Origin of the sequence: Xanthobacter nonsaccharivorans, assembly GCF_043194755.2 — a bacterium.
Classification (GTDB): Bacteria; Pseudomonadota; Alphaproteobacteria; order Rhizobiales; family Xanthobacteraceae; genus Xanthobacter; species Xanthobacter autotrophicus_G.
The window spans coordinates 3,508,851-3,528,035 of the sequence record NZ_CM195526.1 but is presented as its reverse complement, the minus strand read 5'-3'; the positions used below and the strand labels follow the sequence as shown (position 1 = coordinate 3,528,035).

Annotated in this window: 17 protein-coding genes; 14 read left to right on the top strand and 3 right to left on the bottom strand. The window is 67.5% G+C overall.

The genetic code is table 11. The annotated features are described in order from the left end of the window. Nucleotides 1–242 precede the first annotated feature (242 nt). Nucleotides 243–1,136, bottom strand: a complete 894-nt coding sequence (locus tag V5F59_RS16150; RefSeq protein WP_393976231.1) for a LysR family transcriptional regulator — start codon at nucleotides 1,134–1,136, stop codon at nucleotides 243–245. A 103-nt stretch (nucleotides 1,137–1,239) separates the two neighbouring features. Here V5F59_RS16150 and V5F59_RS16145 point away from each other — a divergent pair, with 103 nt between their 5' ends. From V5F59_RS16145 to V5F59_RS16105, 9 genes are all read left to right on the top strand, one after another. After that, nucleotides 1,240–2,859, top strand: a complete 1,620-nt coding sequence (locus V5F59_RS16145) for a GMC family oxidoreductase (RefSeq protein ID WP_393976230.1) — start codon at nucleotides 1,240–1,242, stop codon at nucleotides 2,857–2,859. Between the two features lie 334 nt (nucleotides 2,860–3,193). Next, a complete protein-coding gene (locus tag V5F59_RS16140; protein ID WP_393976229.1) occupies nucleotides 3,194–4,120 on the top strand; it encodes a cation diffusion facilitator family transporter in 927 nt (308 codons plus the stop codon). Nucleotides 4,121–4,283: 163 nt separating this feature from the next. Then, nucleotides 4,284–5,390, top strand: a complete 1,107-nt coding sequence (locus V5F59_RS16135) for a TRAP transporter substrate-binding protein (RefSeq protein ID WP_393976228.1) — start codon at nucleotides 4,284–4,286, stop codon at nucleotides 5,388–5,390. Nucleotides 5,391–5,419: 29 nt separating this feature from the next. Next, nucleotides 5,420–8,092, top strand: a complete 2,673-nt coding sequence (locus tag V5F59_RS16130) for a bifunctional diguanylate cyclase/phosphodiesterase (RefSeq protein WP_393976227.1) — start codon at nucleotides 5,420–5,422, stop codon at nucleotides 8,090–8,092. 163 nt (nucleotides 8,093–8,255) lie between these two features. Further along, on the top strand, nucleotides 8,256–8,981 hold the full coding sequence (locus V5F59_RS16125; RefSeq protein ID WP_393976226.1) for an adenosylcobinamide amidohydrolase: 726 nt from the start codon (nucleotides 8,256–8,258) through the stop codon (nucleotides 8,979–8,981). 179 nt (nucleotides 8,982–9,160) lie between these two features. Beyond that, nucleotides 9,161–9,667 (top strand): peptide deformylase, encoded by a 507-nt coding sequence (locus V5F59_RS16120; RefSeq protein WP_393976225.1) that lies wholly within the window; start codon nucleotides 9,161–9,163, stop codon nucleotides 9,665–9,667. Between the two features lie 194 nt (nucleotides 9,668–9,861). Then, the gene (locus tag V5F59_RS16115; RefSeq protein WP_393976224.1) at nucleotides 9,862–10,326 is read left to right on the top strand and encodes a hypothetical protein; all 465 of its coding nucleotides are present in this window, start codon (nucleotides 9,862–9,864) and stop codon (nucleotides 10,324–10,326) included. Beyond that, nucleotides 10,305–11,864: a hypothetical protein gene (locus V5F59_RS16110; protein ID WP_393976223.1), complete on the top strand. Its 1,560-nt coding sequence runs from the start codon at nucleotides 10,305–10,307 to the stop codon at nucleotides 11,862–11,864. The genes V5F59_RS16115 and V5F59_RS16110 overlap by 22 nt, the downstream gene beginning before the upstream one ends. A 180-nt stretch (nucleotides 11,865–12,044) precedes the next feature. Next, nucleotides 12,045–12,383, top strand: a complete 339-nt coding sequence (locus V5F59_RS16105) for a Rieske 2Fe-2S domain-containing protein (RefSeq protein WP_393976222.1) — start codon at nucleotides 12,045–12,047, stop codon at nucleotides 12,381–12,383. Between the two features lie 33 nt (nucleotides 12,384–12,416). Here the strand turns inward: V5F59_RS16105 and V5F59_RS16100 are convergent, their stop codons facing one another. Beyond that, nucleotides 12,417–13,307: an aldose 1-epimerase family protein gene (locus V5F59_RS16100; RefSeq protein WP_393976221.1), complete on the bottom strand. Its 891-nt coding sequence runs from the start codon at nucleotides 13,305–13,307 to the stop codon at nucleotides 12,417–12,419. Nucleotides 13,308–13,582: 275 nt separating this feature from the next. Between V5F59_RS16100 and V5F59_RS16095 the strand changes: the two genes are divergently transcribed. Then, nucleotides 13,583–14,650: a winged helix-turn-helix transcriptional regulator gene (locus V5F59_RS16095; RefSeq protein ID WP_393976220.1), complete on the top strand. Its 1,068-nt coding sequence runs from the start codon at nucleotides 13,583–13,585 to the stop codon at nucleotides 14,648–14,650. A 55-nt stretch (nucleotides 14,651–14,705) separates the two neighbouring features. On the opposite strand, the gene V5F59_RS16090 is transcribed toward V5F59_RS16095, so the two are convergent. After that, entirely contained in the window at nucleotides 14,706–15,941 is a 1,236-nt protein-coding gene (locus tag V5F59_RS16090) for an ABC transporter substrate-binding protein (protein WP_393976219.1), read from the bottom strand. Nucleotides 15,942–16,320: 379 nt separating this feature from the next. Between V5F59_RS16090 and V5F59_RS16085 the strand changes: the two genes are divergently transcribed. Genes V5F59_RS16085 through V5F59_RS16070 form a run of 4 tightly spaced genes read left to right on the top strand, consistent with a single transcriptional unit; the run spans nucleotide 16,321 to nucleotide 19,165 of the window. Further along, nucleotides 16,321–16,788: an acyl-CoA thioesterase gene (locus V5F59_RS16085; RefSeq protein WP_393976218.1), complete on the top strand. Its 468-nt coding sequence runs from the start codon at nucleotides 16,321–16,323 to the stop codon at nucleotides 16,786–16,788. Further along, nucleotides 16,789–17,562 (top strand): enoyl-CoA hydratase-related protein, encoded by a 774-nt coding sequence (locus tag V5F59_RS16080; protein ID WP_393976217.1) that lies wholly within the window; start codon nucleotides 16,789–16,791, stop codon nucleotides 17,560–17,562. Between the two features lie 30 nt (nucleotides 17,563–17,592). Continuing rightward, nucleotides 17,593–18,354 (top strand): N-acyl homoserine lactonase family protein, encoded by a 762-nt coding sequence (locus V5F59_RS16075; RefSeq protein ID WP_393976216.1) that lies wholly within the window; start codon nucleotides 17,593–17,595, stop codon nucleotides 18,352–18,354. A gap of 58 nt (nucleotides 18,355–18,412) precedes the next feature. Then, nucleotides 18,413–19,165, top strand: coding sequence for an SDR family NAD(P)-dependent oxidoreductase (locus tag V5F59_RS16070; protein WP_393976215.1), 753 nt, complete (start codon nucleotides 18,413–18,415; stop codon nucleotides 19,163–19,165). Nucleotides 19,166–19,185: the final 20 nt, after the last annotated feature.

Below are 19,185 nucleotides of genomic sequence, written 5' to 3'. Positions count from 1 at the left end.
GGCTTACGTTATGTCAAGTGCTGCCGCAGGTGCGCGTCGAGCGGCCCTAGCCCTGGTGCAGCCGGCTGTACCTCGAACCGGCGCCGGCCCCTGCTGGGCCGGTTCCCCGCGGCCGTTTGAAAGCTGAGCGTGAGGCCGGAAGTATGCCCGGGCCGCCGGGGGAATTGCCGCATTGGCCGCGGCGCACCGGAGAGGGTGGCGGCCATGCCCACCCTCTCCGGTGGCGCCGGCGTTGACGGCGCTCATCGCCTGAGGAAGGTCGCCAGGTCGCTTCGCACCTGTCCCGAGAGAGCATCCAGCACAGTCCGGATCCGGTGCAGATGCTTGAGGTTGTCGTGCACGGCGATCCAGTAGCTCCGCACGAAATGTACTTCGTCAGCCAGGATGGGCTCCAGTTCGGCATGCGCCGAGGCGAGAAAGCGCGGCAATATGCCGATGGCGGCCCCTGACCGGACGGCATTGACCTGCGCGATCACACTTGTGCTGCGAATGGCGGATAGGGCGACTTCTCCGTCTCCGAGGTCCGTGAAGCTCAGCTCCTGCGTGAACAGAAGCTGGGGGATGTAACCAGCGAAGGTGTGGCGGTGAAGGTCATGGACCGACTGTGGCTTCCCACGGCGCTGGAAATAGAGCTCGGTCCCATAGAGCTCGAGCGAATAGTCCGTGAGCTTGCGAACCGTCACCTGTCCGGTGGTGGGACGGTCGAGCGTGATGGCGATGTCGACCTCGCGGGCCGCCAGCGAGTACGTCCTGGGCAAAGCGACGAGCTCGGTTTCCAGCCGTTCGTAGAGCAGGGACATCTGCGCCAGTCTTTGCGCCAGGTAGCCGATGCCGAGGCCTTCCGGCGCCCCGATGCGGACCCGTCCGGCAACACGAGCGGGATCCTCGCCGAGGCCGGTGATCTCGCGAAGGATGGTCGCCTCGATCTGCTCGGCCACATCGGCGACCTTTTGCCCGTGCTCGGTGATCGCGGTGCGGCGCCCGGTGCGCTCGATGAGAGAGACCCCGATCGCCTTCTCCAGGCGCGCGATGCGCCGGCCCACGGTCGAGTCGTCAATGCCCAAGGCCTTTCCGGCCGTTGTCATCTGCTTGGTTCGAGCCAGCTCAAGAAAAATGCGGAGGTCGTCCCAGTCCATCGCCATCTGCAAAAATGCGAATAGGAAGCGAAATTATCGGCATTGAGTGCAAAAATCCACCATGGCAACAAGCGCTGAGGGAAAAGCGCGCGAGGGGGAGCCCATGAAGAAGCGACTGGAAGGCGAGTACGACTATATCGTCGTGGGGGCCGGGACGGCGGGCTGCATCGTCGCCAATCGGCTGTCGGCCGATCCGCGCCGGCGCGTGCTTCTTCTGGAGGCCGGCGGCCGGGACAATTGGATCTGGTTTCACATTCCGGTCGGGTATCTTTTCGCCATCGGCAATCCGCGTTCCGACTGGATGTTCAAGACCGAACCTCAGGCTGGCCTGAATGGCCGGGCGCTCGCCTATCCGCGCGGCAAGGTCATCGGCGGGTCGTCGGCCATCAACGCCATGATCTCCATGCGGGGGCAGGCGGCGGACTATGATCATTGGCGCCAGTTGGGCTTGGCAGGGTGGGGCTGGGGCGACGTGCGGCCCGCATTCCGCCGGCTCGAGGATCACTTCCTGGGCGAGAGCGAGCATCATGGGGTGGGAGGCGGCTGGCGGATCGAGGCGCCCCGGATCTCCTGGGATGTGCTGGATGCGGTCGCGGATGCCGCGAGCGAAATGGGCATTCGCAAGATCCCCGACTTCAACACCGGAGACAACGAGGGGATCAGCTATTTCCATGTGAACCAGAAACGGGGCCGGCGCTGGTCGTCGGCGCGCGGCTTCCTCAAGCCGGTTCTCTCCCGGGCAAACCTGCGGCTCGAGACCGACGTGCTCGCCGACCGGGTCATTGTCGAGGACGGAAAGGCCGTCGGCGTTCTGTACAGCCAGAATGGGGTGACGATCGAAGCCCGGACGAAGGGCGAGGTTGTCCTGTGCTCCGGGTCGGTCGGCTCCGTCCAGGTGCTCCATCGCTCCGGCATCGGCCCCGGGGAGTGGCTGCAGGCGCTCGGCATCGACGTCGTGCGGGATAGCCAGGGTGTCGGACGAAATCTCCAGGATCACCTGCAGCAGCGTGCCATCTACAAGGTTTCCGGCGTGCGGACGCTGAACGAAACCTACTACAACCTGCTTCGCCGGGCCTGGATGGGGGTCGACTACGCCCTGCGCAGGCGAGGGCCGCTGACCATGGCGCCGTCACAGCTGGGGATCTTCACGCGATCGGATCCGCATCAGGAGCGCGCCAACATCCAGTTCCACGTTCAGCCTCTCTCGCTGGACAAGTTCGGTGAGCCGCTGCATCGCTTCCCGGCGATCACTGTGGCCGCATGCAATCTGCGTCCGACCTCGCGGGGCACGATCCGCATCGGCGCGCCCGGCGCCGATGCGGCACCGGTCATCGATCCGAACTATCTTTCGACGCCGGAAGACCGCCAGGTCGCCGCCGATGCCATCCGCGTCACCCGGCGCTTGATGCGGCAGCCGGCGCTCGCCCGCTTCCATCCGGCGGAATATCTGCCCGGCCCGTCCGTGGGCGATGACGATGCCGCGTTGGCGAAGGCGGCCGGCGATATCGGCACCACCATCTTCCATCCGGTCGGCACCAACAAGATGGGGCTCGCCAGCGATCCGCTGGCCGTCGTGGATGAGCGCTTGCGCCTCTATGGCGTCGACGGCCTGCGGGTGGTCGATGCGTCGATCATGCCGACGATCACCTCGGGCAACACCAACACGCCGACCGCCATGATCGCCGAGAAGGGCGCCGCGCTCATCGTCGAGGATGCGATGTAGGCGCTTGGTTGGAGCCTGGAGTGGGCTCTACGGTGGGTTCAGCCTGCCGCGGAGGCCCTCGTGGTTGATGGCGATCCGGCCTGCACGTCCCTTCACCCGATGCACCATGTCTTGATCGGCCATGCGCCGCCCCTCTCCGTGGGTCGTCAGGCCACCGCGCATGCTGATCAACTCGTCGGCGCCGATGCGATGTTGGTGATCTTGTCGCCGGAAGCGGTGATGTCCCCCCGGGGCGGTGTTTGGTGCAGATTTCTGCGCTCGCTTTGGGTTTTTTGGCCCTGGGGCGTCCGATTCTTGTATGGCGGTGTTCGGCCGGAAGCAGTGCGGTGAGGAAATGATGACGGAGCAGCGGGTCCTGCGCATATCCATTGCCGTCACGCTTCTGCTCGCGGTGCTGGGCATCGTGTTCGGCCTGCTGTCCGGCTCCTATGCCATCGTATTTGACGGCGTCTATGCGCTCACCGATGCGAGCATGACCGTGCTTGCCTTGCTGGTGGCCAATCTGATTGCCACCTCAGCGACGCCGGGGCCCGCGGCCAACCGCTTCGTCGCCCAGTTCACCATGGGCTTCTGGCACCTGGAGCCCATGGTGCTGGGGCTGAATGGAATCATGTTGATGGGCGCATCCATCTACGCGCTCATCAATGCCATCGGCAGCCTTATGTCGGGCGGGCGCGAACTCAATTTCGACCAGGCGATCCTCTATGCGGTGGTGACGGTGGCCATCGCGATGGCCATGGCGTTCTTCGCCCGCCACGCCAACCGCACCATCAAGTCCGACTTCCTGGCGCTTGATGCCAAGGCATGGTTGATGTCGGCCGGGCTCACGGCGGCGCTGCTCGTGGCCTTCATCACCGGCTATCTCGTGCAGGGGACGAGCCTTGCATGGATCTCCCCTTACATCGACCCGGCGGCGCTGGCGGTGGTCTGCCTCGTCATCATCCCGCTGCCGTTCGGCACGGTGAAGCAGGCGCTGTCGGACATCCTGCTGGTGACCCCGCCCTCGCTCAAGCAGCATGTGGACGCCGTCGCCCGGCAGGTGGTGGGGCGCTACGGCTTCGTCTCCCACCGCGCCTACGTGGCGAGGGTCGGCCGGGGCAGGCAGATCGAGCTCTACTTCATCGTCCCGCGCGGCTGGCCGCCCAAGACTCTGGAAGAGTGGGACCACATCCGCGACGAGATCGGCGTCGCCATCGGGGACGACAGCCCGGACCGCTGGCTGACCATCGCCTTCACGACCGATCCGGAATGGGCGGATTGATCGTCGCCGGGGACGAGCCTCGTGTGAGCGTCCGCACCAACCGCACCACTGGATACCTTCGTCTATCGCCTTTGGTGCAAGTTGATCCCGTGTAATGGGCCATTCCGTCCGGGCGATATCCTGCCTATGCTCGGCAACCGGAAATGACGCGAAGGCGCAAACCATGGTTGCGTGGCTGGAGAGGGCTGCTGCGTTACCCAGGATCCCATTAAGACGGCTGGGGAGCCTTGCTTGTGCCCTGGTCGCGTGTCTCGCCGCCGCGAGCGAGACGCGCGCCGCTCCGGCGGATGATGGCAAGGTGCATCTGCAGATCGTAGGGGGGCTCGCGGGCGTTAGCCAATATACCCGGCTCGAGCAGCCCTTCTGGCAATCCGAAATCGTCACGCGGTCGAATGGCCGGATCTCCGCCACCATCCGCCCGCTGGACGGGGGAGGGCTGCGCGGCCAGGAGATGCTCCAGCTCATGCGGCTCGGAGTCGTTCCCTTCGGCACCGCCCTTGTGTCCGTGGCGGCGGGCGACGAGCCGGAACTGAATGCGGTGGACCTGCCGGTGCTCAACCCGGACATGCCCGCGCTGCGGCGCACGGTGAAGGCGTTTCGGCAGCATCTGGCCGACGTGTTGCGGGAGCGTTACGGCATCGAGCTTCTGGGTATCTATGCCTATCCCGCGCAGGTGTTGTTCTGCACCAGGCCATTCTCGGGACTTGCAGACCTCGCGGGACGGAAGGTCCGCACCTCCTCCGTGGGCCAGTCGGAGCTCATGACGGCGCTGGGCGCGGTGCCCGTCCTGCTGCCTTTCGCCGAGATCCCGTCGGCGCTCAAGGCCGGCGTCGCCGATTGCGCGGTGACAGGCACGCTGAGCGGCTATGAAGTCGGCCTTCCCGGCATCACCACCCATGTCCATGCCATGGCCATCAGCTGGGGGCTGTCCTTCTTCGGGGCCAATATCACGGCATGGAAGGCGCTTGCGCCCGACGTGCAGGAGGTGATCCGCGCCGGTGTCGCCGATCTGGAGCAGCGGATCTGGGAGCAGGCGGAGGCCGATACCGCACGCGGGCTGGCATGCAACACCGGTGCTCTGGCCTGCGCGGGAATGAACGGACCGCCCATGGCGCTGGTCGCGGTCTCGGCGGCCGACCAGGAGCGTCGGGAACGGCTGCTGACCGAAACCGTGCTGCCGCGCTGGATCGAGCGGTGCGGCGAGGCCTGCGCCACGGCCTGGAACACCTTTCTCGCACCTATCCAGAACATCACCGTAAAGGCAGAATAGCCCGTGCGGAGCGCAGGTGGCCGGGGCACATGATCTGGCATCGACTGAAGCTCATCGTCGGCGGTGGAATGGTGCTCATCCTCGTTTTGATCGGGGTTGGCACGGCGGTTCTTGTCGATCGGGGCGAGACGGCGTCCCTGGCTGCGGCCGAGGCGGCACTCGAGCGCTCCTCCCACGCGGTGGAGAATGCCCTGAACCGCCAGTTCCTTCAGGTGCACGGCGCCCTTGCGAGCCTGCCGAGCCTGTTCGCCGCCGCCCGTTCCTCGCCCGACGATGCCGCCGCGGCGGGCCAGCTGCTGCGCAGCGTCAATTTTCAGACGCTGGCCTTCCGCGACCTCCTGCTCGTGGGCGCGGGCAATGTCATTCTCGCCTCCGCACGCATGCGTCCGGCAGGGCGCGTGCTGCCCATCGGGCCCATCGATCTCGCCGGTGCGCCCACCGCGCTGATCGGGCCGGTGCGCAACACCATCACCGGCGACTGGTCCCTTTACCTGGTGCGTTCCATCCCGGACTGGAGCGGTGTCACACCGGTCGCCGAAGTGCCGCTCGGCACGCTCATGAACCTTCTGTCGGAGACCAGCGTGACGCCCGGGGCGCGGATCCTGCTGGCGCGACCAAATGGACAGCTGATCGCCGCGTTGCCGCACGACGAGGTCGGCACCGGAAAGGTGATGGCCGAGGCGCACGGGGGCGCGGCGGCGGACGGCAAGGCATTTGCCGTCCGGGTGGAGAGGGTGGAAACCATCGCCGTGGTGCGGGCCTCCCTTTATGACGATGTGCGGGTCGTGCTGGCGGTGCCCCGCGGCGCGGCGCTCGCCGACTGGACCCGCGATCGCGACAGGATGCTCTATGCCGCCGCCTCGGGTGGGGTCGCCATCGTGGCCTTCGCCGCTACGCTGCTCGTCGCCCTGCGCCAGCGCGAGCGCGCCGAAGCCGACCGGGCAAGGGCCGCGACCGTGCTCGCCAATGCGGTCGATGCCATGTCGGATGGCTTCGCCATGTGGGACAAGGACGACCGCCTCGTCACCTGCAATCAGAACTATCGCGACTTTTATCCGCTTGGGGCGCCCCTCATGGTGCCGGGCGCGCGGTTCGAGAAGGTCCTGCGCGAGAGCGGGGAGGGTGGGTCGTGCCCCGAGGGCACGCGCGATCCCGAGCGCCACATCGCTGCGATGCTGGCCTGGCACCGCTCGGCGGGTGGTCCGCTGGAGCGGCGCCTCGCCGACGGACGTTGGGTCCTGATGAAGGAAAGCCGCACCGCCGATGGCGGCATAGTGAGCATCCACACCGATATCACCGCCCTCAAGACCACGCTGGCGAACCTTGCCGATGCGATCGAGGAAAGCCAGCGGCAGAACGAGGCCCTGATCGATCGGGAAGGACGCATCCGCTTCCTCGCCCATCACGACGACCTCACGGGCCTCGCCAACCGGGTCCTCTTCCGCGACCACATCCAGGCGGCGCTCCGCGCCGCGCAGGCCAAGGGTGTGCGGATGGCGCTGCTCTATCTCGATCTCGATCGCTTCAAGGACGTGAACGATACCCTCGGCCACCCGGTGGGAGATGCGCTCCTGTGCGCCGTCGCGGCCCGGCTTCGGACCTGCGCCGGGGATTTCGAATGCGCGCGCCTGAGCGGTGACGAATTCGCCGTCGTCAGCCTCGCCCCGCTTCAGCCGCAGCAGGCCGAGGCGCTGGGCGCGGACATCATCGAGGCGCTCAGCCGGCCCTACACGATCCTCGGGCACACCATCGTCATCAGCGTCAGCGTCGGCATCGCGGTGGCCGGGGGGGCGGACGCCGACGCGGATGCCCTGCTCAAGCAGGCGGACCTTGCCCTCTATCAGGCCAAAGGACGGGGGCGGGGCACGCTCTGCGTGTTCGCCCCGGAGATGGAGGCTTACCTGCGCGGCCGGATCCAGATGGAGGCGGACCTGCGGGACGCCCTGGCGTGGCAGCAGTTCGAGCTCGTCTACCAACCGATCTACGCTCTGGCCTCGGAGCAGCTCTGCGGTTTCGAGGCGCTGCTGCGCTGGAACCACCCGCGCCTCGGGCTCATAAACCCGGTGGCCTTCGTGCCGCTCGCCGAGGAAACGGGGCTGATTGCCGACATCGGAACCTGGGTTGTGCGGCAGGCTTGCGCCGACGCACGGCTGCTGCCGCAGCATGCGCGGGTGGCCGTCAATCTGTCGCCGGTCCAGCTCGCCTCGGGCCGCATCGTCGAGGTGGTGGCGGGCGCGCTCCGTGAGAACCGACTGGACGCGGCGCGCCTCGAGCTGGAGATCACCGAGACGGCGCTCTTTGCCGAAAGCCAGCGCAACAGGGATGTCCTGCAGCGGCTGAAGGGCCTCGGCGTGCGGATCGTCCTCGATGATTTCGGCACCGGCTATTCGAGCCTGAGCCATCTGCGGGTCTTCTCCCTCGACAAGATCAAGATCGACCGCTCCTTCGTGCAGGACATGTCGGCGCAGCCGGACAGCACGGCGATCGTGGAGGCCATCACCGGGCTTGCCCGTCGCCTTGGCATCGCCAGCACAGCCGAGGGGATCGAAACCGCCGAGCAGTTGGAAATCGCCCGCAGGGCCGGATGCACGGAGGTCCAGGGGCACTACCTGGGCCGCCCCCTGCCGCTGTCGCGCGTGCTCGCCGACATGCGTGCTCCACCGCTCGCACCGGCGTCTCCTTTCGGGGACCACACGACCTGAAGCGGGTCCGGCGGCCGGGGGCCTCGACCCCGGCGTCTGCTTCATCGTCTCCCGGACTTGGCGAAACCCGCCGATGCCTTGATAAGGTGCGCTCCACAATTCCACCGCGCGCGGCGCCGGTCCTCAAGGAGGCGGCCGCGAGCGGGGCTTCGCAGGGGCGCGCGTGAACGGGAATCTGTTTGAGGTGACCTGCGAGCGGCCGTGGCTCCTCGCCCGGTTCGCGTCCGTGCAGCGCATGCTGAGCTGGTCGCTCAACCGGCCGGGCCTGGTGCATGGCCGCACTGTGGCATGGCTTGAGGTCGGCAACGAGGAGCTGCGCCACGCAGCGGACCCGGCCGCGTGGTTCCGCCGCCGGATGGAGGACCGCGGCGTGCCGGATGCCGTCGGCCTGATGACGGCTCGCAACGTGGCCTGCCACGAGCATGCGGCAGCCGCCTGCGAAAACGTCCGAGCCGAATGCCTGGTCACGCTCGGCCTCAACAATGGGGAGCGGGTGGGCCGGCGGGTCGGGGCACAGTTTCATCCCCTGAATGCCGGGACCATCAACATCCTGTGCGCGGTCTCCACGCCGCTGACCGACACAGCGCTGCTGGAAGCCCTGTCGCTGGCGACGCAGGCCCGCACCGTCGCGCTCGCCGAGCTCGCCTATCGCCGGCCGGGGCGGCAGGAGATCGTAACTGGCACCGGCACCGACTGCATCGTGGTGAGCGCGCCGGCCGCGGGCGAGGGGGAGGCCTTCGCGGGCATGCACACTGCGATCGGGGAGGCGATCGGGGCCAGTGTCCTGCGGGCAACGGCGGTCGCCGCCGCGCAGTGGTGCGCCGAAGCGACGGGGGAGCGCGGGGCGGTCACCTCACTCTCTTCGACACGAAGCATGAGCGGGACGTGAAGGGCCGCCGGGCGGGCCCGGCCAGACGCCGGCGTCCGAGGCGGCGCCCTTCTCCGGTGCATTTTGTCGTCGCGGCCGGCCGCGGTCAGTTGATGAAGGGGTAGTTGGGAGCAGGCTGAACGAAGCCTCCTGCTCTGCTAGACACAGCGCAGGAACACCGCGCCGCGAGGGATGGCTTCATGACCGTTCGGCAGATCGTAAAATTCCCCGATCCGCGCCTGCGGATCGTTGCCGAGCCCGTTACCTCGTTCGACGATGCGCTTCGCGGCCTCGCGGCCGACCTGCTCGACACCCTGCGTGCCGCACCGGGGATCGGCATCACGGCCCCTCATGTGGGCGTCTCGCTGCGCGTGGTGGTGCTGGAGCTGTCCGCCGGGGACGGCGTGCAGACCTACGTCAATCCGCAGATCGTCTGGAGCTCCGATGGGTTGATCCGGCACCAGGAGGGCAGCGTCTCCATGCCCGGCGTCGTGGAGGAGGTGGAGCGCCATGCCCGGGTGCGCATCCGCTACCAGGATCTGGCCGGCGTTGAGCTGCTCGAGGACGCCGAAGGCCTGCGCGCCGTGTGCCACCAGCATGAGATCGACCAGCTCGATGGCATCTTCTGGATCCAGAAGCTGTCGCGCCTGAAGCGGGAGCGGGTGATCAAGCGTTATGAGAAATTGCAGCGGGAGCCGCAGCGCTGAGCCTCCGCCGTTCGGAGAGAGCGAGGGGCTGCCTGCCCCGGCCGGTGCCAGCTGTCGACGCCCTTGCGTCATGCGCCCGGCATCTGCTTCCCTCCGCTGAAGGCTTCGCGCCCATGGCGGGCCGGCGGGAAGGCGAGGGTGGCCGGGTGATGGCGCGGGGCCGATCGAGGGCACGCGGGGAGGGTTGCCGCCTTGTGGCGCGTGATGCTGGCCTGATGGCGGGGCTCGCGGCCCTGGTCCTCGGCATGCCGGCCAGCGCCGAAGTGCCGGGGACGCCCGCGCGCGAGCCGGTTCGCATGGTCCTCGACCGGGCCGCCACCTCCGCGCTGGAAGGCATGGACTGGTCGTTCGCCCGCATCATGGGCGCGCCCGGCAGCCGGACGCTGGAGGATCTTTCCCGGAGCAGCCCACGCTACGCCGACATCACAGCCTACCTCTCCCGCGATGTGCAGGCCCTGCGCGAGCGGATGAGCGCGGACAGGCGCCCCCTGTTCGAGGTGACGGACAAGAACGCAGGGCGCGTGATCGACCTGCGCTGGCTCGCCTCGCCGCTGGCGCGCTTTGACCTCGCGGCGGTGGTGAACCGCACCGACCGGCGCGACTTCACACGCCTCACGGCGCCCCCTCCTGCGGCGAGGTGCGGCTCATCTACCGGCTGAGCTATCGCTTCACCCGTGGCGAGACGCTCTATGCCTCGCGCCTGCCGGTGAACGTGAACGCGGTGTTCGACGTGCCGCGGGAGGTGGACGGTCGCTGCCCCGACCTGGCCGCGCGCTGGACCGCGCCGGCGGCGGCCGCCTCCCCGCAGGAGATGGCTCGCTGGCTCGCGCAGGGGCCGCTCGGGCAGCGCTCCACGGGCGGGGCGGGCATCGTCCTGCGGCAGGTGGAGGTCAATGCCCAGGTGGTGCGCCTGCCCTCGGGCATGGAAACGGAGCTCGGCGGGCAGGCCATCTATCTGCTCCGGGTGTTCCGGCCGGAAGGCGCGCGCATGGTGCCTCAGACGCTGGAGAACACGCCGGACGTGGCACGCCTGTCCGCTGATGCCGGCCTCCGGGCACGGCTCGTGGAGTATGTGCGCAGTCATGTGACGGACATTGACCAAGGTGTGTACCAGCTGCCGGAGGAGTTCCTGGCCGAGAAGGCGCTGTCCTTCTCCACCTTCGGCAGCGCCCGCACCGCCAACCATCCTTTCGCCAGCCTGTTCTCGCCGCAGGATCTGGCCAGCGTGCCGCTGGACGGGCTTAAACTCCTCGCCTCGCCCGGCGGGCTCATCGCGCGGCTCGATGACGGCACCTGCACCGGCTGCCACCAGGGGGCGGCCACGGCCGGCTTCCACCTCATCGGCCACGACGCGCCGGGGGTATCACCCTTCAATGTGGTGAAGGTGCCGGTCTCGCCCCATCTCTATGCGGAGGATGCCCGTCGCCGGGCCTATCTCGCAGCGCTGGCCGAGGGGCGCGAGCCGGATACCTTCAGGCCCCTGTCCTTTGCCCCGGCCCCGGCCTGGCTGGGTACGGCCCCGCATGTCAGCCCGCCCGCCGCCGCGACCATGGCCTGCATCCTGCCGGAAAAGGGTATCGCCGCGCCCTTCCGAACCGGCTGGAGTTGCGGCGCCGGCGCTTCCTGTCAGGCCATCGTCCGCAATCCACGCCTTCCCTTGGGCCTCGGCCAGTGCCTGCCGGCGCGCGAGGCGGACCTCGTCTCCGGCATGCCGTGCCTGGAAGGCGAGATCGTGCCCGGCCGGGCGCCCTATCTCGACCGCTATCGCATCCTGCGGCAGATCAACAGCCGCGCGGCGTCCGCCTCGCCGGCCGCCTACACCTGCCGGCCGGCCAAGCTCGGCGTGCCGGGCGGGGCGGCCTATCGCCAGTGCACGCCGGAGGAGCGCGCGTTCGCGGGCTTCGGCAAGGGCAGAACCCCGCAGGAGGTGTGTGCGGTGGTGGGCGGCAAGGCCTTTGACCTGTGTGTCGCCACCGATAATTTCGCCAGCTGCATGGGGGCGAGCGTGGCGCGGGGCAATCGCCCCACCTGCGGCGAGGGCCGCTTCTGCCGCGAGGACTTCATGTGCCAGGCCCTGCCGTCCACGCTGCCCGGCGTTGCGGCGGCGGCCGCGCAGAACGGCTTCTGCTCGCCCACCTATTTCGTGTTCCAGATGCGCATCGACGGCCACCCGGACCCAGTGGACGGCGTGCCCTGATTCTGCCGGCCGCTGGCTGCGTTGGCGTGCCGCGCGTGTTGAGAAGAGTCCAAAGAAGGCGCCGGGCGCGTCGCCTTTGCGACATTCGCCGGCTGTCCGGCGGCCGTGGAGGCGGGCTTGCGACTGGTCCGCTCCTTGCGTGGCGCCATGCGGCGATCACTTGCAGGAAGGCGACCTCAGATGGCGTTCACCTTTATCTGTCGCACCGGCGACGTGCCTGAGGGAGGCATGGGCCTGTTCCAGGCAGGGAAGAAGAGCGTGCTCGTGGTCTGGCCCGAGGGGGGCGAGCTCAAGGCCTATCGCGGGCGCTGCCCCCACGCGGACATGCCGCTGACGGAGGCCACCTTCAACGGCAAGATTGTCACCTGCCCGCACCACCAGTGGGGCTTCGATTGCGGCACCGGCAAGTGCGTGACGCACCTGGTGCGCAACGTGCTCCATCCCTACGAGCTGCGGGTGGAGGGGGACGAGATCCAGGTGGACGTGGGACCGGTGAAGCCGGCGCGCGTGCCGGCATGACATCGCCGCAGGAGGGCTGCGCCGCCTGTGGCGTCAGCTGATCCGGGGGCGCCAGCTGACGGTCATGGCGAAGCGCTCCTCGCCCCCCGGCGGAATGTGCGCGAGGCCCGGCTTTTCCACGAAGGGGCGCGTGTCGCCCTCCGGCGTCGCATAGCCGTGCCAGGGCTCGATGCAGAGATAAGGCGCGCCGGGCTTCGTCCACACGCCGAGCTGCGGCATGCCGGGGAAGGCGACCTCGATGCCCGGCTGCCCCGGCACCCCGAAGCGCACGCGCCGGGAGCGGACATTCAGGAAGATGAAGGCGTCGCGCTCGAACATCGTATCCTCCGGCGCCAGCACCCCGCCTGCCGCCGGGCTGGGCTCGGTGGCGGTGGAGAGGAGGCCGTCCACCGGGCGGTGCACCGGATCTGGCTCCGCCGTCTCGAACAGCAGGCGGTGGTCGGCGCGGGTGCCGCCATAGGGCAGGGGCCAGAGGAAGGCCGGATGGAAGCCGAAGCTCGCCGGCAGGCTCTCCGCACCGGGATTGCGTACCGTGGCCTCGATGGAGAGCGTGTCGTCGACGATGGCGAAGGCCATGTCGAGCACGAAGTCGAAAGGGTAGTGCGCGCGCGTCTCCGCGCTCGGCAGCAGCCGGAACAGGGCGTGCTCTCCAGATGCCTCCACGAGGTCGAACAGGCTGCGCCGCGCGAAGCCGTGCTTGTGCATGGAGTAGCGCCGGCCCTCATGGCTGAACGCATCCTGCGGCAGCGCGCCGACGATGGGGAACAAGAGCGGTGCCCGGCCGGTCCAGAAGGCCGGGTCTCCGTTCCAGAGCAGGTCGCGGCCCTCCCCGTCGCGCAGCCGAACCAACTCGGCGCCGAGGGTGGATATCTCCGCCGAGAGCCTGCCCGACGTCAGTGTGGCCGTGGTGCCCGCCGTCATCATCTTCACCTTCCAGATGATCCGCCTTCGGAATCAGTAGCACCCGGCGAGGGGAGTTTCATCCTCCGCTGCGCGTGTCCCGATCGCGGAGCCGTGTGGGGCCGTCGCCGCCTGCGGAAATACGCGGCCGCTGGTCGCCGTGCCCTGGGCACTGACCTCCCTTGAGCCCTTGAGAGGATCCAGCTTCATCACGGCAACAATTGCACGCCGTTTCCGAGACGGGCCGCATAGTTCATATTATATCTGAACCAACAGAGCGACGCGGAGACGCAAGAGATATGTCGACGGACCAGCGTGCGCCCCTTCCGCGCACGGCGAAGCGTGAAACGCGCAGCAGCACCGTCCAGCTCTTCGAGCGCAATTGCTCGGTCGGCCGCACCATTTCCATCGTATCCGATGCCTGGAGCTTCCTCATCATCCGCGAGGCCTTCTTCGGCGCGCGGCGATTCGAGGAGTTCCGAACCGCGCTGGGCTTGCCCAGAGGCACCTTGGCTGAGCGCCTCAAGCGCCTCACCCTGCGCGGCATCTTCCGGCAGGTGCATTATTCGGCAAAGTCGAGCCGGGTCGAATATCACCTCACCCGCTGCGGCATGGATCTCTACCCGAGCTTCGTCGCCCTGATCCGGTTCGGGGACCGCTGGCTTTCCGGGGCAGAGGGCCCGCCGCTCAGGCTCATCCACGCCACCTGCGGGCAGCCGTGCCAACCCTATGTCGCCTGCTCCCATTGCCTTGGCGAGGTGAAGGCGACGCGCGTGCGCTACCGCGACGGGCCCGGTGCCGGTCGCACGCCGGTGGAGGCGGCGAAGCGGGCGCGGCGGACGGCGGAATCTGCAAATTTTTCGCGGGGACGGCCAAGCTCGGTGTCACGGTCCCTCGAGATCATCGGCGACCGCTGGAGCTTCCTCATCCTGCGGGAGGCGTTCTTCGGCGTGCGCCGCTTCGACAAGCTGCAGAGCGAGCTGAAGATCGCGCCGAACATCCTCACCGAGCGCCTGGGCCGGCTCGTCGCGCGCGGCGTGTTCGAGCGCATCAAGTATCAGGACTTGCCGGAGCGCTACGAATACCGGCTGACGGAGATGGGCAAGGACCTCTACGGTGCCTTCATCACCATGGCGGCCTGGGGGGATCGATGGCTCGCCGGGGGCGACCCGCCGCTCATCCTCACCCATCTCGACTGCGGCCACGACTTCTCCGCGGTGGTCATCTGCGACCAGTGCAAGCAGCCCATCGAGGCCCATGCCATGCGCTACCGGCTCAATTACGATCCGGCGAAATACGGGGCGCCCGAAGCCGGCGATCGCATGGAGCGCATCTTCGTGGCGCAGGCCGTCGACACGCCCGAATGATAAAGGCGGCTTCAGCGCGAAGCCGCCTTTGCTGCCCGTACCGGTGCGGCCTCGCTTACTTCTTTACGAGCGGGCACTGGCTCTCGGACAAGGGTCGAAACGCCTGGTCGCCGGGAATGACCGTGACGAGCTTGTAATAATCCCAGGGATACTTGGATTCCGACGGGGCCTTGACCTGGTAGACATACATGTCGTGCACGAAGCGGCCGTCGATGCGGATGTAGCCGTTCTTGGCGAAGAAGTCGTTGACCTTCAGCTCGCGCATCTTCGCCATCACCGCCTGTGCCTCGTCCGTGCCGGCCGCCTGGACCGCCTTCAGATAGTGCATGGTGGAGGAATAGTCGCCGGCATCGCCCATGTGCGGCTTGCGGCCCGTGCGCGCCTCGAACCTTCTGGAGAAGGCGCGGGTCTCGTCGTCGCGGTCCCAGTAGAAGGCGTTGGTCAGCACCAGTCCCTGGGCCGCCTCGAGGCCCATGGAATGGATGTCGGTGATCCAGACCAGCAGGCCGGCCAATGCCTGCTTTCCGGACTGGGTGAGGCCGAAGTCGTGCGCCGCCTTCACCGCGTTGATGAACACCGTGCCCGATCCGGCAACGGCGATGACATCGGCGCCGGAGCCCTGCGCCTGGAGCATGAACGAGCCGTGGTCGAGAGTGTTGATCGGATAGCGCACCGCGCCCACCACCTCGCCCCCGCCGGCCTTCACCACCGTGGCCGTGTCAGCTTCCAGCGCGTGGCCGAAGGCATAGTCGGCGGTGAGGAAGAACCAGCGCTTCTTGTTCTGCTTGATCAAGGCGTTGCCGGTGCCCACCGCCAGCGCGTAGGTGTCATAGGCATAGTGGATCGAGTTGGGCGTGCAGGAATCGTTGGTAAGGCGGGAGGAGCCGGAACCGTTGATGATGGCGACGCCGTTCTTCTCCTTGGCCACGCCCGCAACACCGATCGCCACGGCGGAATTGATGAGGTTGGCGATCATGTCCACGTGGTCCACGTCGAACCATTCCTTGGCCTTGGCGATGGCGATTTCGGTCTTGTTCTGGTGATCGGCGACTATGACCTCGACCGGCTTTCCGAGCACCTTGCCCCCGAAGTCCTCCACGGCCATCTTCACCGCTGCGACGGAGCCCTCGCCTGACTCATGGGAGAACTGGCCGGACATGTCGGTGAGCACGCCGATCTTCACCACATCGTTCGAGATCCGGACCTGAGGTGCCACCGGTGCCTGCGCGAGGGCGGGCAGGGACAGGGCGAGCGCGGCGCACATCGTGACCGTGTGAACAATCCTGGGCATTCTTTCCTCCGCTGTGACGCGCGTGCATCTTCATTCCCCGGAACCGCTGTCGTCCGGCCGGGCCAGGCACGCTCCGTTCTTTTGCTTTCTTAAGTGAACCTAACATCCAAAGATGCCGAGTGAAGCCCTCTCGCATCGCAACAACAGCTTGTCGAATATGCGAGAAATGCTTCTGAAGGCAGCGCCTTGCACGGCTGTGCCCCTGGAGACGGCATTGACAACACCATTTTTAGTCTATTAATGCAAGCTATGATTTGATCGACAGGCGCCACCCTGCGACTGCGGCCCAGAGGGAGGAGATCCACGTGTCATCGGCTGGACCTGTGCCTTCGGCATTCACTCTGTACGACAGGCCCCTCTGCGGGCGGGGAGGCAGGCCTTGAGCGCGCGCGTGACGCCGGAGAGGCGGTCGGACTATCGTCATTTTCGAGAGATCACCACGCGCTGGATGGACAACGACGTCTACCGTCACGTGAACAACGTGGTCTACTATTCCTTCTTCGATACGGCCGTCGGCCATTACCTGATCGAGACGGGCGCGCTCAACATTCAGAACAGCCCCGTCATCGGCCTGGTGGCCGAGACACGCTGCCAATACTTCTCCTCGCTCTCGTTCCCCTCCAGGGTTGCCGCCGGACTGCGCGTGGGCCGGCTCGGCACGACCAGCGTGCGGTACGAGATCGGCCTGTTTCGGGATGCGGACGATGTGGCCGCGGCGCAGGGGCACTTCGTCCATGTCTATGTGGACCGTGCCACCAGCCGGCCGGTCCCCTTGCCGGAAAAGCTACGCCTTGTTCTTTCTCCTCTTGCCGTCGGCGCGGCCGACGCATCACGACAGGAGGCTTGAGTGCCGGACATCGAAGTCGAAGTTCAGGATCGCATTGCCACCGTGACGCTCAACCGGGCGGCCCAGCGCAATGCCATGACGCTGGCCATGTGGCGGGACGTGGCGCGGATCTTCTGCGACCTGGGAGCGGACACCGGCGTGCGGGCGATCCTCCTCGCCGGAGCGGGGCAGGATTTCAGCGTCGGCGCGGACATTTCCGAGTTTCCCGCGGTGCGCCACACGGTTGAGCAGAGCGTCACCTATGAGGAGGCGGTGGATGCCTCCTCCGATGCGATCGCCGGGGCCGGCAAGCCCACCATCGCCGTGGTGTCCGGCTATTGCCTCGGCGGCGGATGCCACCTGTCCATGTCGTGCGACTTCCGCTTCGCCGCCCCCTCCGCCATCTTCGGCATTCCTGCGGCCAGGCTCTCCATCGTCTATGGCGTGCGCAGCACCCAGAGGCTGCTGTCGCTGGTGGGGCTGACCCAGGCGAAGCGCATCCTCTACGCGGCGGACCGGCTTGATGCCACGGAGGCGCTCAGGATCGGCTTCGCGGACGAGGTGGCGGACGACGCCCTCGCCGCCGCGCGGGCCTTCGCCGGACGTATTGCTGCCAACGCCCCGCTTTCGGTGAGCGGGGCGAAGACCATCCTCGACGGGCTCGTCATGGGGCCGGGGGCGCTCGACCTCGCCATGGCACAACGGCTGATCGACGAGGCTTCGCGCAGCTTCGACTACCAGGAGGGGCGGAACGCCTTCGCCGAGAAGCGGCCCGCGCGCTTCGAGGGGCGCTAGGGCCCGTGCCGGACCGATGGAGGAATGCCGATGAAGATGCATGTACTGACAGGCGGCCGGCTTCGGATGAAGAAGCACGTCTACCAGCCGGACGCCGACCGCAGCGAGACCATCGAATTGCCGGTCTCTTCCATCCTGCTGCGCCACCCCCAGGGCAACGTGCTGTTCGACACCGGCTGCCATCCGTCCGTGGTCACCGATGCGCAGGAGCGGTGGGGCGGCGTGGCGCGCGCCATGACGCCCATCATGGGGCGCGAGGACAACGTGATCTCGCAGCTCTCCTGCGTGGGGCTCGGGGCGGACGACATCGACGTGGTGGTCTGCTCCCATTTCCATCCTGACCATTGCGGCTGCAACGTCTTCTTCCGCAAGGCGACGGTGGTGGTGCACGCGGCCGAGCTCGCAGCCGCCAGGGCGGAGAATGCGCAGGCGGCGGGCTATCTGCCCGTGGAGTGGGACCAGCCGAACCCCATGGAGATCATCACCGGCGAGAAGGACCTGTTCGGCGACGACCGTATCATCCTCATTCCCCTGCCCGGCCACACGCCGGGGCTCACGGGCGCTCTGGTCTCCCTTGATCGCGACGGCGCCTTTCTTCTCGCCTCCGACGCGGTGAGCCTCCGGTCGAGCCTCGATACGGACGTGGTGCCGAAGAACACCTGGGACGTGGATCAGCATCATCGGTCAATCGCGGAAATCCGCAAGATAGAGGCCACCGGAGCCACCGTCCTGTGCGGCCACGACGACGCCCAGTGGGCGACACTCAGGAAGGGCGCGCACGCCTACGCGTGAAGCCGCTTCCCCGTTCGCTGTCCAAGACATTTCAACATCTGGCACAAGGCATGTTTCCATGGATCTGAACCTGAAGGGCAAGGTGGCGCTCGTCACCGGCGGCGCGCGCGACGTGGGGCGCGAGATCTCGCTGGCGCTTGCGGCCGAAGGCGCCGCTGTCGCGGTGAACTACCGCAATTCCGCCGACGAGGCGCTGGCGGTGGTGGACGAGATCCGCGCGCTGGGCGGTAGCGCTAACGCCTACAAGGCGGACGTGGCTGATCTGGCCGCCGTGAAAGGCATGGTGGAGGCGGTCGTCAGCGATTTCGGCGGCCTCAACATCGTGGTGAACAACGCCGGCCTGGCCATTCGCCAGAAGTTCACCGACAGCACCGAGAAGGAGTGGAAGGCGCAGATCGACACCTGCCTTTATGGCGCCATCCACCTTGCCCACGCGGCCGCCCCGCATCTTGAGAAGGGGGGAGATGGCCGCCTCATCGCCGTGGTGGGGGACAGCTCGCGCGTCGGCGAATCCGGCCTCGCCATCGTGGCGGCGGCGCGGGCGGGGGTGATCGCGCTCATGAAGTCGCTGGCGCGGGAATTCGGCCGTTTCGGGGTAACGGCGAATACCATTTCCCTCGGCCTCATCGAGACCGCCCATGACCGCGCCTGGGTGGAGGCCAACCGCGACAAGCTCACGAAATTCTATCCCCTGCGCCGCCTCGGCCAGCCGGAGGATATCGCTCCCGCCGTCGCGCTCCTCGCCTCGCCGAAGGGGTCGTGGATCACCGGCCAGGTGATCAGCATCTCTGGCGGCTTCTGCATGGTCTGAGCGAAGCCACGCACCGAGAA